12 protein-coding genes are annotated in these 14629 nt (G+C 70.9%); 7 read left to right on the top strand and 5 right to left on the bottom strand.

The window, feature by feature from the left end:
* The first annotated feature begins 29 nt into the window (after positions 1-29).
* The 4 genes from KIF24_RS29360 to KIF24_RS29375 are packed head-to-tail and all read left to right on the top strand — an operon-like array spanning position 30 to position 4899.
* Positions 30-2540, top strand: coding sequence for a putative bifunctional diguanylate cyclase/phosphodiesterase (locus KIF24_RS29360; RefSeq protein ID WP_221087613.1), 2511 nt, complete (start codon positions 30-32; stop codon positions 2538-2540).
* 13 nt (positions 2541-2553) lie between these two features.
* Entirely contained in the window at positions 2554-3879 is a 1326-nt protein-coding gene (locus KIF24_RS29365) for a glycosyltransferase 87 family protein (protein WP_221086788.1), read from the top strand.
* Positions 3876-4508: a phosphoribosyltransferase gene (locus KIF24_RS29370; RefSeq protein ID WP_221086789.1), complete on the top strand. Its 633-nt coding sequence runs from the start codon at positions 3876-3878 to the stop codon at positions 4506-4508. Before KIF24_RS29365 ends, KIF24_RS29370 begins: the two co-directional genes overlap by 4 nt.
* Positions 4509-4527: 19 nt before the next feature.
* Positions 4528-4899 carry a TFIIB-type zinc ribbon-containing protein gene (locus tag KIF24_RS29375; protein WP_221086790.1) on the top strand — a complete coding sequence of 124 codons (372 nt, stop codon included), beginning with the start codon at positions 4528-4530 and terminating at the stop codon, positions 4897-4899.
* An 84-nt stretch (positions 4900-4983) separates the two neighbouring features.
* Here KIF24_RS29375 and dnaB read toward each other — a convergent pair whose 3' ends face one another.
* Positions 4984-7476, bottom strand: a complete 2493-nt coding sequence (dnaB, locus tag KIF24_RS29380; protein ID WP_456238347.1) for a replicative DNA helicase — start codon at positions 7474-7476, stop codon at positions 4984-4986.
* Between the two features lie 376 nt (positions 7477-7852).
* Between dnaB and KIF24_RS33635 the strand changes: the two genes are divergently transcribed.
* Positions 7853-9502: a hypothetical protein gene (locus KIF24_RS33635; RefSeq protein WP_230415972.1), complete on the top strand. Its 1650-nt coding sequence runs from the start codon at positions 7853-7855 to the stop codon at positions 9500-9502.
* A 73-nt stretch (positions 9503-9575) separates the two neighbouring features.
* Here the strand turns inward: KIF24_RS33635 and rplI are convergent, their stop codons facing one another.
* From rplI to rpsF, 4 genes are all read right to left on the bottom strand, one after another.
* Positions 9576-10022 (bottom strand): 50S ribosomal protein L9, encoded by a 447-nt coding sequence (rplI, locus tag KIF24_RS29390; RefSeq protein ID WP_221086792.1) that lies wholly within the window; start codon positions 10020-10022, stop codon positions 9576-9578.
* Positions 10023-10036: 14 nt separating this feature from the next.
* Positions 10037-10276, bottom strand: a complete 240-nt coding sequence (rpsR, locus tag KIF24_RS29395) for a 30S ribosomal protein S18 (RefSeq protein ID WP_007073789.1) — start codon at positions 10274-10276, stop codon at positions 10037-10039.
* A gap of 41 nt (positions 10277-10317) precedes the next feature.
* Entirely contained in the window at positions 10318-10848 is a 531-nt protein-coding gene (locus tag KIF24_RS29400) for a single-stranded DNA-binding protein (protein WP_221086793.1), read from the bottom strand.
* Positions 10849-10927: 79 nt separating this feature from the next.
* Positions 10928-11218, bottom strand: coding sequence for a 30S ribosomal protein S6 (rpsF, locus tag KIF24_RS29405; protein ID WP_092381323.1), 291 nt, complete (start codon positions 11216-11218; stop codon positions 10928-10930).
* 532 nt (positions 11219-11750) lie between these two features.
* Here rpsF and KIF24_RS29410 point away from each other — a divergent pair.
* Positions 11751-12542 carry a deoxyribonuclease IV gene (locus KIF24_RS29410; protein ID WP_221086794.1) on the top strand — a complete coding sequence of 264 codons (792 nt, stop codon included), beginning with the start codon at positions 11751-11753 and terminating at the stop codon, positions 12540-12542.
* On the top strand, positions 12539-14626 hold the full coding sequence (locus KIF24_RS29415) for a hypothetical protein (RefSeq protein WP_221086795.1): 2088 nt from the start codon (positions 12539-12541) through the stop codon (positions 14624-14626). Before KIF24_RS29410 ends, KIF24_RS29415 begins: the two co-directional genes overlap by 4 nt.
* The last annotated feature ends 3 nt before the right edge of the window (positions 14627-14629 follow it).

Consider the following 14629-nt stretch of genomic DNA (forward strand, 5'->3'; position numbering starts at 1 on the left):
CCCGGGCTAAGGGCACGACCTGGGGTGCCATGACACTCTTCCGGCAAGGCGACACTGAGATCGACAGACAGCTGAGGCTGCTCGTCGGTCTCGTCGTCGTGTCTGCGGGGATCGTCCTCCTCGCCTCATTGCAACTCGTCCTGACCTCCTACACGCCGAAGTCTCTCAACGACTTCGCGACACTCGCGACGGTCATCTTCATGATCGCGGTGGGTACCTCGGTCAAGGCCCGGATACGCATTCGGTCCACCACCCACCTGATCAGCTGGAACGAGATGGCGATCGTGATCGGCGTTGCCGTCGCTCCGACCTCCTGGGTGGTGCTGTGTACCGGAGTTGGCGTCGCGATCGCATCGCTCCGGCTGCCACCCATCAAGATGGTTTTCGGCATTGGCAAGAACATCCTCGTGGCCTGGGCCGCCGGAGCGACTCTGGCGCTCCTGGACTGGTCCCGGCCAACTGACGACCTGATCGGCCTAACGCTGGCGCTGGCGCTGGCCTACCTCGTCGCTGCGCTTGTCGACGATCTCCTCGCTATCCCAGTCATCGCTCTTGCCTCCGGAACCAGAATTTCCCAACAGTTCCGGAGCAACCTCGATCTTCGCGTCGGCGGTTTCTGTGTACGTTTCGTCGTCGCCCTCTGCACGCTCCTGCTTCTCGAGATCGACACCCGGTTGCTGCTTGCCGTTCCGCCGCTCGTGCTCAGCCTGCACCTGGCCTACTCCGGCCGAATCCAGCAACGCACCGAGCAGCAGGCGTGGCAGCGGCTCGCCCAGACCACCGATGCGCTCAACGTCGTCGAACTGGACGACGTCCTCACCACCGCGGTCACCCGGGCCGCCGAACTCTTCTCCGCCGACGAGGTGGAGGTCGAGCTCCGCGACGCCGATCGGGTCGTGCGTGGCGGCGCCGACGGGGTCACGTACGACGGGCCGGTCGGCGAGCCCACCACGGTGCAGGACGCGGTGGTTCCCGTCCGCCTCGAAGGGCATGACAAGACGGTCGACGTGGGCATGCTTCGGCTGCGCTTCCGCGGGCCGGTGAGGCTTTCCGAGCGGGAGCGGTACACCCTGCACACGCTCGCGTCGGCGCTGTGCACCGCGGTTCGCAACGCTCAGGCGTACGCCGAACTGGCCCGGGTGGCCGAGGCCCACGCGCACGACGCGGCCCACGACGCGCTGACTGGGCTGGCGAACCGGCGCCACCTGCTCGACGCGGGGAACGAGCAACTGCACCAGCGGCACGCGGACGGGGTGAGCGCTCTCGTGTTGATCGACCTGAACCACTTCAAGGAGGTCAACGACACCCTCGGGCACGCCGCCGGCGACCAGGTGCTGGCCGCGGTCGCCGAGCGGCTGCGCGCCGCCGCCCGAGCCGACGACCTGGTCGCCCGGCTGGGCGGCGACGAGTTCGCCGTACTTCTGCGGGCCCTGCCCGCCCCGGCGATGGCCGCGCACCGGGCCGAGACGCTGCTGGCGGCGCTGCACGAGCCGTTCGACATCGAGGGCATGCGGATCAGCGTCGAGGCCAGCGGCGGCATCGCCGTCGCCCCCGCCACCGGCGGCATGGTGGAGCTGCTACGCCGGGCGGACGTCGCCATGTACCAGGCCAAACGGGCCGGGCAACGCATCGCCACCTACGCGCCGGCCCGGGACACCGCGGACCTCGGCCGCCTCACCCTCGGTGGTGAACTGCCCCGTGCGGTCGCCGACCACGAGTTCACCGTCAACTTCCAGCCGATCGTCGATCTGGGCACCGGCGAGGTCATCGCCGCCGAAGCGCTGGCCCGCTGGCGCCACCCCACCCACGGCATGATCGACCCACTGCGCTTCCTGGAGGCGGTGGAGCGCTCCGGGCTGCTCCCGGCCTTCGCGGAGGCGATCCTCGACCAGGCGCTGATCGCCGCCGGCACCTGGCGCGACGCCGGATTCGACGTCCCGGTGGCGGTCAACGTCTCCCCCCGGAGCCTGCTCGACGCCCGGTTCCCCGGATCGGTGCTGGCCCGCCTGCGCGCTCACGACCTGCCACCCGACCGGCTGGTCCTGGAACTGACCGAGACCCTCACCCTCAGCCAGCTCGACGTGGTCGACCAGGCGCTCACCCGGCTGCGCGACTCCGGCGTCCGGCTCGCCCTGGACGACTTCGGCACCGGCTACTCCTCGCTCTCCCTGCTCTCCCGGATCCCGGTGCACGAGCTCAAGATCGACCGCAGCTTCGTCACCGCGATGGAGTCCGCCACCGAGGCCGCGGCGATCATCCGTTCGACCCTGGACCTCGGCCGGAGCCTCGACCTCGCCGTGGTGGCCGAGGGAGTGGAGCGGGACGCGCAGCGCCGGGCGCTCTGGGAACTTGGCTGCACCGCCGGTCAGGGTCACCTCTTCGCCCGACCGCTGCCCGCCGCGACGCTGCTCGCGGCGCTCCAACGCGGCACAGACGGCCGGACCGGGTGCCTCGCGGTCGCCCTGCACGACGTCGGCGAAGTGGTCCGGCTGCCGCAGGGACGCCGACAGGGTGGCCGTGGCCGTCACCAGCCGGCCTGACAAACTTGCCCAGGTGAGTTCCGCCACCGCGCCGCTGCGCCGCCCCGGGTGGTGGCACCGGCTCGACACCGCCGCCGGCGGTCTCGCCGTCGACCTCGGCCTCTATGCCGTCTCGGCCGCCTTCGCGGCCGTCACCGCGGCCACCTCCACCCTCGTTCCGCACCGTGCCTGGGGCGGGATCGCGGCGCTGGGCTATCTCACCGCCACGCTGGTGGCGGCCGGTCAGCTGCTGGTGCGGCGCCGTCGACCGGACTCGGCGCTGGCCGGGCTGCCCGCACGCGGGCTGGTCACCATCCTCACCTGGGCCGGGGTCGCCCTGCTGCCCCTGATCTGGCAGAGCGTGCAGCGCGCGGCGGGGCGCGTCGACCGGGCCCAGGAGGAGGTGCTCGTCGTCGAGGAGTCCGGCCGGCGCCTGGTGGAGACCGGTACGCCGTACCTGGGACCGGGCGACATCGCCGCGCTGCCGCCCGGCGAACAACTGCTCGGCTACACCCCGTACCAGCCGGGAATGGCACTGTTCGGGCTGCCTCGTGCGGCAGCCGACGGGTGGTGGACGGACGCCCGGGTCTGGTTCGCCGTCGGCACCGCGCTCGCCCTCGTCGCCGCCGTCCGGATCCTACGGCAACCGGCGGGCGCGGCCGGGTCCACCCGGCACGGCGCTTACCTGCTGCGCGGGGTGCAGGCCGCCACCGTACTGCCGGTCTGCGCGCTGACCCTGGCCACCGGCGGCGACGACCTGCCCGTCCTCGCGCTGTGCCTGCTGGCCCTCGCGTCGGCCGCCACCGACCGCGCCGGCTGGGCCGGTATCGCCGTCGGGTTGGCCGGCGCGCTCAAGCTCTTCGCCTGGCCGGTGGCCGCAGTGTTGATCATCTGGGGGTTGACCAGGCGGGCCGGCCTGCGGGTCAGCGCCGGCGCGCTGGGCCTGCCCGCTGCCGCGCTGCTGCCGACCCTGCTGGTGGACCGCGAGGCGCTGGTGGAGAACGTGCTCCGGTTCCCGCTCGGGCACGGCCTGGTCTCCAGCCCGGCGCAGTCACCGTTCCCCGGTTACCTGATCGCGAACGCCCTGCCCGCAGGGCGGGTGCTCGCCGCCGCGTCGCTGGTCGCCGCCGGGGTGGCGATCGCCGTCCGGCTCGCCCGTCGCCCGCCCCGCACCGCCCGCACCGCGGCGTTCATCTGCGGGTACGGCTTGCTCGCGGCGATCCTGCTGATGCCCGCCACCCGGTTCGGTTATCTGCTCTACCCGGCCGCCTTCCTTCTCTGGGCGCCCGCGCTCGACGTTCCCGGAATCCGGCAACCGGCGAGCGAAGACGGCCCACAGGGCGTAGACCTGAGGGCATGACCGCCTACCGCGACCGAACCGAGGCGGGCCAGGTGCTCGCCGACCGACTCACCGCCCTGATCGGCGAACCGGACGTCGTCGTGCTGGGCCTGGTACGCGGCGGTGTGCCCGTCGCCCGGGTCATCGCCGAACGTCTCGGCGCACCGCTGGACGTGCTGGTGGTCCGCAAGCTCGGCATGCCGTGGGCCCCCGAGGTCGCCTTCGGCGCGCTCGGCCCCCGCGGCGTGCGCGTCGTGAACGAGGTGGTCGCCGACCAGCTCGGCCCCGACGACATCGCCGAGGTGCAGCACCGGGAGCAGGCGGAGCTGAACCGGCGCGAGCAGCTCTACCGGGCCGGCCGGCCGCCGTTGGACCTGACCGGCCGGATCGCCGTGATCGTCGACGACGGGCTGGCCACGGGGGCGACCGCCCGCGCAGGCGTCCAGGTGGCCCGTGAACTCGATGCCCGCCGCGTCGTCGTCGCCGTCCCGGTCGGCTCCCAGGAGGCGTACGAGATGCTGGCCGCCGAGGCCGACCAGGTGATCTGCGCCCAGCGGCCGCCCACCTTCGCCGCGGTGGGGGCGTACTACGACGACTTCCACGAGGTCTCCGACGCCGAGGTCACCGACGCGCTGACCGCGACCGCGTGAGCGGACCAGGTACCGTCGGGTGATGAGCCTGACCTGTCCCAAGTGTCACGGAGAGATGCGCCAGTACGAGCGCAGTGGCGTTGTCATCGATCAGTGCGGTGAATGCCGGGGGATCTTCCTCGACCGCGGCGAGCTGGAGAAGCTGTTCGAGGCGGAGGCCAACTACAGCCAGCAGCAGACCCCGCCGGCCCCGCAGCCAGCCCGGGGTGGCTACCCGCCACCGCCGCCGCCCGCGCCCCAGCAGCCGGGTTACGGCGCCGTGCCGCCGCCTCCGCCGCCCGGCTACCCGGCACCGGCCCCGGGCTACGGCCAACAGCAGCAGCACTACGGCTACCACGGGCACTACCGGCGGAAGAAGCGCAAGAGCTTCCTGGACGACATGTTCGGCTGAGTCCAGGATGACCGGGCCGCCGCACCGGCCGGCCCGGTCTTCCACCGCCGCCTCCCGCTCGGCGGTGCCGCTCGGCCGAGCACGTCAGACGATCGCCATGTCCACGAAGCGCGACAGGTGCAGCTGAGCGGCGACGGTCACGGTGTCGGTCGGGCCATTCCGGTGCTTGGCAATGATGAAATCCGCCTCCCCGGCCCGGGGCGACTCCTTGTCGTAGTAGTCGTCACGGTGCAGCAGGATGACCACGTCCGCATCCTGTTCTATGGAGCCGGATTCCCGCAGGTCGGACAGTTGTGGTCGCTTGTCGGTGCGTTGTTCCGGGCCACGGTTCAGCTGGCTGACCGCGATGACCGGGCACTCGACCTCCTTGGCCAGCAGCTTCAGGCCCCGGGACAGGTCCGCGACCTCCTGCTGGCGGCTCTCGGTGCGTTTCGGAGAGGTCATCAGCTGGAGGTAGTCGACCACGATCAGCTTGAGGTCGTGCCGCTGCTTGAGCCGGCGGGCCTTGGCCCGGATCTCCATCAGGTTCATGCTGGGTGTGTCGTCCACGAACAGCGGCGCCTCGCTGATCTCGCCCATGCAGCGGGCGAGCTTCGTCCAGTCGTCATCGGAGAGTTGCCCGCTGCGTAGCACGTGCAGCGGCACCCGTGCCTCGGCCGAGAGCAGCCGCATGACGATCTCCACCTTGCTCATCTCCAGCGAGAAGATGGCCGACGCCTGGTTCGCCCGGATGGCCGCATTGCGCGCGAAGTCCATGCTCGCCGTGCTGTTGTGCGTGGGGATCATCGACCGGCCGGCCAAGTAGAGGTGATCCTTGTTGTCGACCGTCACGCACCGCACCGGGACGCTCGGCACCGGCCGCACGTCCACGATGTAGCGGGACCGACCAACCTCACGGCCGGCAGCGCGCCAGCGCCTCGCGTGAGACGCTCGCTTCCGGGTCAGCCTGAACACCTCGTCCGAGGTCGAGAAACTCAACGTGAGGATGGTCGAGCTTTCCGGAGCGCGGTCGACTCTCGTGCGGTTGACGGAGCATCGGTAGCCCAGACTGACGACAAGCTCGTACACATCCGCGGCCAACCGCTCGGCGGCGGTGGTGTATTGGACGTGACCGGCTGGCGCGGTGGTGCCGGCGGTGTCCAGCAGCCCGGCCAGAAGATCCCGGCGCTGCTTCTCCGATGCCCGGAGGTAGGGCTGCGGAATGTGCGCGTCGCCCAACACACCGGCGGCCCGGAGCAGCCCCGTGAACGAGCCGTCGGCCAACCACACCCCCAGGGTGTACGGGGCAATGGGCAGGTCATCCCGGGTGGGAAGGGACAGCGGCAGGGTGTTGGCCACCGCGTGATTCGCACGCCCGTCAACTGGATGCCGCAGCGTCGCGGCGATGTGCTCGGTGGTGACGACCCGAGGATGTGCGACGGTCGACTCGCTGATCGTTAGCCGGCCCGCCCGGCCCGGGTGGGCATCGAACAGGGCACGCGCACGGTAGGCACCGACCGTCCGACGCCGAGGCTCGCCGTTCCGGAGATGCTCACGCTCGACCCTTGCGGAAACGCCGACCTCTGCGGAAACGCCGACCTTGACGGCCCCGGCCTGCCGGACGTTCCGGAACTCAGACCCCCGCCTGGTCGTCGTCCAGAGATGCTCGGCGTCGGCGACGACAACCGAGCCGTCGGAGAACTCGACCTCGTGGCAGGGGCGGCCGTGGCGTACCTCAAAGGCGTGGGTGACCGTGGTCGGCCGGCCGTCCGAACCGATCAGCTGGTCACCTACCTGCACCTCGCCCATGGTGGTCCAGCCGCCCGGAGTCGGCAGGGGTGTGTCCAGCGCGAGGGCCTTACCCAGACCCGGCCGCCCGGCCACGATGATCAGCTGACCGGCGTGCAGGCCGTTGAGCAGCCGGTCCAGGTCGGTGAAGCCGGTCGGTACGCCCGTCATCATGCCGCCCTGGGCGCCGACCGCCTCGATCTCGTCCAGCGTCGGCTGGAGCATGTCGGCGAGGACCGCGAAGTCCTCGCTGACCCGGCGCTCGGTGACGTCGTAGACGGCCTGCTGGGCCAGGTCGACGATGTCGTCGACGTCCCGGGTGCCGCCGTTCGCCGTGCCGTAGCCGAGTTGGACGATCCTCGTGCCGGCCTCGACCAACCGCCGGAGGACCGCCCGTTCACTGACGATGCGCGCGTAGTAGGCGGCGTTCGCGGCGGTCGGCACACTCGCGATCAGCGTGTGCAAATAGGGAGCGCCGCCGACCCGGGCCAGGTCACCGGAGTCGGCCAGCGCCGCCGCCACGGTGATGGCGTCGGCCGGTTCCCCCCGGCCGTAGATGTCCAGGATCGTGTCGAAGATGGTGGCGTGGACCGGCCGGTAGAAGTCGTTGGTCTTGAGGATCTCGACGACGTCGGCGATGGCGTCCTTGGAGAGCAGCATGCCACCCAGGACGCACTGCTCGGCTGCCACGTCCTGTGGTGGCGTCTTGTCGAACTGGCCGTCGCGCGGTGCCGGGCCGGACGACTGCCCGCCTCCCGGGAACGACTCCGTACGCCTGTCGTCGGTCACCGACACCGGGCCCCCCTCCACTGCGTCGGATCGATTCCAGGCATAGCGCCCGGGTACGACATCGTCGACCGTCCGCTTCGATCGGGGGCCATCGGTCGGCAGGTCGGTGGCTAACCATACGGACTTCGAGGTCAGCCGCTCAACCACGGCGGTGGACGAGCCTCGGGACAACCTGTGGACGCCGGTGGACAGGCATGTGCGCAGCGTGTGCACAGGTTGTGGATATCTGGTGGGGAATTTTTCGCGGCAACCCGTCTACCTGCGAAGCTTCCGTCCCCAGCCTGTGGACGGAAATTTCCGGGTAGGGCTTTGTCCTGAACCTCCCGTAAGATCGGTGCCTACGGCTACACCTGCACAGCGGATTGCACTTTCGGTTGAGAAGGGTCACGCTCCGGCCGTGAGTTACCGGGACTGGGCACGCGGGGAGGACGGCCCGCGCGAGCGGCGGCCGGCCACCTCATGGGCCGAGCCCGTCGAGCGTTCCCCGGCCGAACCTTACGAATCGGCGGTCGAGCGCTACCGCACGCCGAGCCGTCGGCGGGCGATCGAGCGCGGCCACGAGGAGCCCGCCGAGCCCTACCTGCCGAGGTGGGCGTTGGAGTCGGGCGTCAGCAGTGTCGACGGTGCGGGCCGGCATGCCGCGCCGGACGACGATGACGAAGGTGACCGGCCGCGTTACGGCGGCAGCGGTCGGCGCTCGACCGAGCCCACCGGGAGCAGCCGGGGCCGGCGCGGCGACGAGACGGCCTGGCGGGATGCCCCGGCGCCCGGCCGGGCGCCGGGGTCGGACCACACCCGGGAGTGGACCTTCGACCGTGCGCAGGAGGGGGGGTACGTCGGCAGCCGCCGGGCCGACGAGGACGATCCGGTCTCGGGCATGACGCCGCAGAGCCGTCCCCGCCGGGCGCAGTCCCGCCGCCGCGAGGTGACCTGGTCAGGTCTGGACGATGAGGACCAGCAGACCTCCGACTCCGAACCGACGGCCGACCCGCCCACCCGGCGCCGGCGGCGCGCGGCCGAGGTCGACCCCGGCCCGGCCGTGGACCCCTGGGAGCGGACGGCGGAACCGGAGAGTCGCCAGCCGGCGGTGGATCCGTGGGACGCCTCCGGCCTGCACGCCTGGCAGCAGTCCGCCGGCCTCGAGCGCCGTGCCGACGACGGGCCGGCCGACCCCTGGGACGCAGACAGCACGAGTCAGTGGCTTCAGGGCGCCGCCACGGACCAGTGGCTCCAGCCCGACAGCACCGGCCAGTGGGACCGCTACTCCGAGGTGGACCGACGGGAACGGCAGCGGGAGCCGGACCGCTGGGACGGCTATTCCGAACCGGACCGGTGGGACCGTACGGAGCCACCACGCTCGGGCGCGGCGGCCGGTACCGGTCAGTGGTCCTGGTCCGGCCGGGCCGAGCCCGAGCCGCCGCCGCCGCAGCAGCAGCAGCAGCAGCAGCAGCAGCAGCAGAGATTCTGGCCCGGGACCCGACTCGCGGGGGACGACCCGCGCTGGGTCGATCCGCCCGCGACGGCCCCCCGGTCGCCGGTGGTCGGATACACGGCGCCTCGTCCGCGCCCGGCGCCGCGGCGTCCCGCCCAGCTTCCTCCCGCGCGCCAGGTCGGCATGGCGGCGGTACGGCGACGGATCGAGGCGGTCGGTACGGCCGGCTGGAACCGTCGCCTGGAGGACGACCTGCTCGATCCTGATCCGGGTGGTCCCTGGCTGTCGCTGGTCTACACCGCCGCCTGCTACCTGCTGCCCGCAGTGGTGATCTTCATCTGGCTGATGACCCTCGACGGCACGCCGCCGGCCGGCTGCGTGACCGACATCAGTGGCGGTGGTTGCGACTCGCCCCGGGCTCGGGCGTTCGGGGCCATGGTGGGCGGCCTGCCCCGGTTCGGTCTGGCGCTGGTCACCAGCCTGGCGGTCGCGATGCTGCTTCGTCGGGTGGGTACGACCTGGCGCGCGACCACCGTGGCGCTCGCCGCCGCCGTCGTCGGTGGCGGCCTCTCCACGGTGATGATCAGCGCGGTGACCGGCCAGCCGATCGGTTGACGGGCGGAACCACGAATGCCGTCGGGCCCGCACCGACGCAGCGGTGCGGGCCCGGTGGCGTTGTCGGCCGGGCTCAGCCCTGCACGACGTTGAGGTTGAACGTGGCGGTCACCTCGGGGTGCAGCCTGATCCGCACCGGGTGCGATCCGATCGACTTGACGTGACCGGACATCTCCAGCCGGCGGCGGTCGAGCGCCGGACCGCCGGCTGCCTTGACGGCGTCGACGATCTCGGCCGGGGTGACCGAGCCGAAGAGCCGACCACCCTCGCCGGCACGGGCCGACAGGTTCACCTTGAGGCCCTCGAGCTGGGCCTTCACCTCGTTGGCGTGGCCGAGGTCGCGGATCTCGCGGGCCGAGCGGGCCCGCCTGATGAGGGTGACCTGCTTCTCCGCGCCCTTGGTCCAGGCGATCGCGAAGCCCTGCGGAAGCAGGTAGTTACGGCCGTAGCCGTTCTTGACCTCCACGATGTCGCCCGGGGCACCGAGGCCGGACACCTCCTGAGTCAGGATGATCTTCATGTCGGCGCCTCCTCTCAGCGGGCCGTCGCGGTGTACGGCAGGAGCGCCATCTCGCGGGCGTTCTTGACCGCACGGGCGATCTGCCGCTGCTGCTGCGAGGTGACGCCGGTCACCCGCCGAGCACGGATCTTGCCGCGGTCGGAGATGAACTTACGCAGCAGCGCGGTGTCCTTGTAATCAATGTAGGTGATCCCGTCCTTGTCGAGCGGGTTCACCTTCTTCTTCGGCTTGCGCAGTGCCGCAGCCTTCGCCATTGCTCTTGCTCCTGGTTTACGATCACGGGCGCTCGGCGCCATTAGAACGGTGGCTCCTCGTCATGATTGCCGCCACCCGAACGTGCGGGGGCTGGCGCGGCCGAAGCCCAGGGGTCGTCGAAGTTGCCTCCGCCGCCGCCCTGGCCACCACCGCCACCGCTGCCGAAACCGCCGCCACCGCCGCCGGAACGCGACATCTTCTGCACCTTCGCCGTGGCGTAGCGCAGCGACGGGCCGATCTCGTCGACCTCCAGCTCGATGACGGTGCGCTTCTCACCCTCGCGGGTCTCGTAGGACCGCTGACGCAGCCGGCCCGACACGATCACGCGAGCACCGCGTTGCAGCGACTCCGCCACGTGCTCTGCGGCCTGTCGCCAGACGGTGCACGAGAGGAACAGCGGCTCGCCGTCCTTCCACTCGCCGGACGCCTTGTCCATGAATCGGGGCGTCGATGCGACCCGGAACTTGGCGACCGCGGCCCCGGAGGGGGTGAATCGCAACTCGGGGTCATCGGTCAGGTTGCCGATGACCGTGATGGTGGTGTCTCCTGCCATGACCAACTCCTCGCGCACTCATCCGTTCTGCCGTACAGGTTCTCAGAACCCTCCGACAGCACCGACGAGGCTGATCCGGGTAGGGCTGGGTGGATTGTTAGCGCATCTCCGGCCGGATGACCTTGGTACGCAGCACGGACTCGTTGAGCCGCAGCTGGCGATCCAGTTCGGCCACCGCCTCCGGCGTCGCCTGGAGGTCGATGACGGCGTAGATGCCCTCGGACTTTTTGTTGATCTCGTACGCGAGGCGCCGGCGGCCCCACACGTCGGTCTTCTCCACCGAGCCACCCGCGGTCCTGATCACGTTCAGGTACGTGTCGAGCGATGGGGCGACGGTGCGCTCCTCGAGGCTGGAGTCGAGGATCACCATGATCTCGTAATGACGCAAGACGTGCTCACCTCCTGTGGGCTATGCGGCCACGGTCCTTCCGTGGCAGGAGGTCGTGCGTCGTGGCCGTCCCGGACTCGGGGGAACCCGACCGGGAGCGGACAACCGCACCAGGATACCCGGCCCGGACGATCACCATCACCGAGGTGACGGGCACAGCGAACCGGGGGCCCGGCCGACGTCGCTGTCGGCACGGACCCCCGGCCACGTGACCGCGGGGCGCCTGGTCCGCATTCCTTGGGTGGGACCTGGGGAGGAACGACCACACCGATGAGGTTGGACCGGAGACGCCCCGCGGAGCTTTATCACGTTGTTACCTGACGTTATCGCGGAAGCCGGTGCTTCATGGGGCAAATGCTGGAATCAACGACATTTTTCTCGACTGGCGCTTCTGGCAGCACCTGAGCCCTGGCCGCCAGGAAGCCCTGGCCGCCGGATCCATCAGGATCAACGAGCGCCACCGGACGCGGTGACGCGAACGCGCCGGTGGGCGTCGCCCCCTCCGACGGGGACGCGACGTAGGCTCGCCTGCATGCGTATCGGAGCCCACGTCGATCCGGCCGACCCGCTGAGGGAGGCGAGCGCCCGAGCGGCCGACGCCGTGCAGTTCTTCCTCTCCGACCCCCAGGGTTGGAAGGCGCCACAACCCCGTACGGACGCGGACGAGCTGCTGGCCGCCGAGGTCGACGTATATGTGCACGCGCCGTACGTCATCAACGTCGCGACCGGCAACAACCGCATCCGGATCCCCAGCCGCAAGCTGTTGCTCGCCCACGCCAAGGCGGCCGTGGCCATCGGGGCCAAGGGCCTGGTCGTGCACGGTGGGCACGTCAACGCCGGCGACGACCCGGCCACCGGGTTCGACAACTGGCGCAAGGCCCTGGCGTACGCGGCGGAGTCGGGGGGCTTCGGGCTACCCGTGCTGATCGAGAACACGGCCGGCGGCGAGAACGCCTGCGCCCGCCGACTGGACGCGCTGGCCCGGCTCTGGGACGCGGTCGGAGACCACGAGGTCGGTTTCTGCCTCGACACATGTCACGCGCACGCCGGCGGCGAGGAACTGCTCGGTCTGGTCGACCGGGTGAAGGCGATCACCGGACGGATCGACCTGGTGCACGCCAACAACTCCAAGGACGGTTTCGGCTCCGGGCGGGACCGCCACGACAATCTGCGCGCGGGCACCATCGAGCCGGATCTCGTGGTCGCGGTGATCCGAGCGGCAGGTGCCCCGGTCATCGTCGAGACGCCGGGCGGCACCGAGGGGCAGAGCGGCGACATCGCCTTCCTGCACGGGCAGCTCAGCGGGGAGACGTCAGCGCGATGACCACGGACCAGTCCGCCGCCGGCGGGCCACGGCCGATCCCGGGTGACAGTCGGGCCGGTGCTGGCAGCGCCCCGAGCGGCACCAGCCCGAGCGGCACTGCCGCCGGTGGGCCTGGGCCGGGCGGCAGCACCACCAGCGGCGAGACCGGCGCCGGCAGCGAGGGCAGCGCCGGCAAGGACGAGGCCGCCGACAAGGACAACGCGGCAGACGGGGACGTGGCGGCAGACGGGGATGGTGCCAACCGCACCGACGGGGACGGGAGCGGCAGGGGTGAGGACCGGGACGGAGCCACGCCTGACGGTGGCAGCAAGCCGGACCGGTGGGCCGCTTTCGGACCTGCTCCCGAACCGGTGGTGACCTGGTCCGGGCGGCTGGGTCGCAGGTTCGGCCGGCTGCTGATCCACGAGTGGACGCTGGCGGCCGTCGGTTCGCTGGTGCTGGCCGTGCTGATGACCTGGCCGACGCTTCGTTACCCGGCGCACACGCTGCCGCAGGACTACTGGGATCCGAGCCTTCAGGCCTGGCAGATGGCCTGGTCGGGGCACATCCTGTTGACCGATCCGGGCCAACTGTGGCACGCCAACGCGTTCTTCCCGGAACGGTGGAGCTTCGCCTTCTCCGACACCCTGCTCGGGTACGCGCCGGCCGGCATGATCGGCACCGGCCCCGAGGCCGCTCTGGTCCGGTACAACATCATGTTCGTGCTGGCCCATGCCCTGGCCACCTTCGGCGGGTACGTGCTGGCCCGGCAGCTCGGTGCGAGTCGGACCGGGTCCGCGGTGGCCGGTGCCGCCTACACCTACGCACCGTGGCTGCTGGCTCAGGCCGGCCACCTGCACGTGGTCTCCAACGGTGGCATCCCGCTGGCGTTGGCCATGCTCGCCCGGGGGCACGGCTGGTCGCTGCGGCACGGGTACCGGCCCGAGCGCCGCCACGACGGCTGGGTGTACGCCGGCTGGCTGGTGGCGGCCTGGCAGTTGAGCCTCGGGTTCGGCATCGGCCTGCCGTTCGTGTACGTGCTCGCCGGCACGGTGCTGGTGGCCGCGGCCATCTGGTACGCGAAGCGGATCTTCCGGCGGGCCAGGCGACCCTTCGGCCAGCGGCTGTTCGTCGCCGACCTGATCGGCGGGTTGATCTTCGCCGGGGTGGGTGTTCTGCTGGCCATCCCATACTTCACCGTCACGCAACTGCACCCGCATGCGGAGCGGACGATCGGCAACATCGCCATCTTCTCGCCGCCGGCCAGCGGCTTCGTCACCGCCCCCGCCGAGTCCCGCCTCTGGGGCGGGCTGCACGAGGGCGCCCGCTCGCTACTGCCCTGGCATCCGGAGATGACACTGCTGCCGGGCTTCGTGCTCTACGCACTGGCCGCCGGTGGCCTCTTCCTCTCGATCTGGACGGTCCGTCAACGCCTGTTTCTCCTCGCCGGGGTGCTGGCGACGATGACCCTGTCGATGGGCACCGAGTTCTTTGGCGGTCGCTTCACCTACGAACCGCTCTTCGAGTATCTGCCCGGCTGGAACGGCATCCGTACGCCTGGGCGGTTGATGCTCTGGGCCACGCTGCTGCTCGCGCTGCTCGCGGCGGGCGCGGTCAGTTCGTTCGCCGAACGGGTACGGGAGGTTTCCGCCGAGCGCATCCCCTCCTGGCCGAGCCCGTGGCTGCGGCTGGCCACCCTGATCCCGCTGGTGCTGGTCATCGCCGAGGGAACCAACACCACGCCCCATCCGGTGGTGCCGCCGCAGCCGGCCGCCATGCGGGCCGTCGACGGCCCACTGCTCGTGCTGCCCAGCGGGCAGAACCATGACCAGCCGGTGATGCTCTGGTCGACCACGCGGTTCCAGGACATCGTCAACGGAGGCAGCGGCTTCACCCCGCGCCAGCTGGACGACGTACGCCGGGTCACGATGACCTTCCCCGACCAGACCAGCGTCGACTACCTGCGCACCCTCGGCGTCCACAACGTGCTGGTGATGCGGGACCAGCTCGCCGGCACCCCGTGGGAGGTCAGCGTCGACGCGCCGGTCGACGGGCTAGGCATCACCCGTGAGGAGATCGACCAGGTCGTCGTGTTCCGTCTCTGAGGC

It is taken from the genome of Micromonospora tarapacensis (assembly GCF_019697375.1).
In the GTDB taxonomy this organism is placed as follows: Bacteria; Actinomycetota; Actinomycetes; order Mycobacteriales; family Micromonosporaceae; genus Micromonospora; species Micromonospora tarapacensis.

Bases quoted from the DNA above. Each gene is read 5' to 3' on its own strand.
- KIF24_RS29415 (WP_221086795.1), top strand. From the start codon at position 12,539: ATGACCACGGACCAGTCCGCCGCCGGCGGGCCACGGCCGATCCCGGGT.
- KIF24_RS29360 (WP_221087613.1), top strand. From the start codon at position 30: ATGACACTCTTCCGGCAAGGCGACACTGAGATCGACAGACAGCTGAGG.
- rplI (WP_221086792.1), bottom strand. From the start codon at position 10,022: ATGAAGATCATCCTGACTCAGGAGGTGTCCGGCCTCGGTGCCCCGGGC.
- rpsR (WP_007073789.1), bottom strand. From the start codon at position 10,276: ATGGCGAAGGCTGCGGCACTGCGCAAGCCGAAGAAGAAGGTGAACCCG.
- KIF24_RS29370 (WP_221086789.1), top strand. From the start codon at position 3,876: ATGACCGCCTACCGCGACCGAACCGAGGCGGGCCAGGTGCTCGCCGAC.
- KIF24_RS29410 (WP_221086794.1), top strand. From the start codon at position 11,751: ATGCGTATCGGAGCCCACGTCGATCCGGCCGACCCGCTGAGGGAGGCG.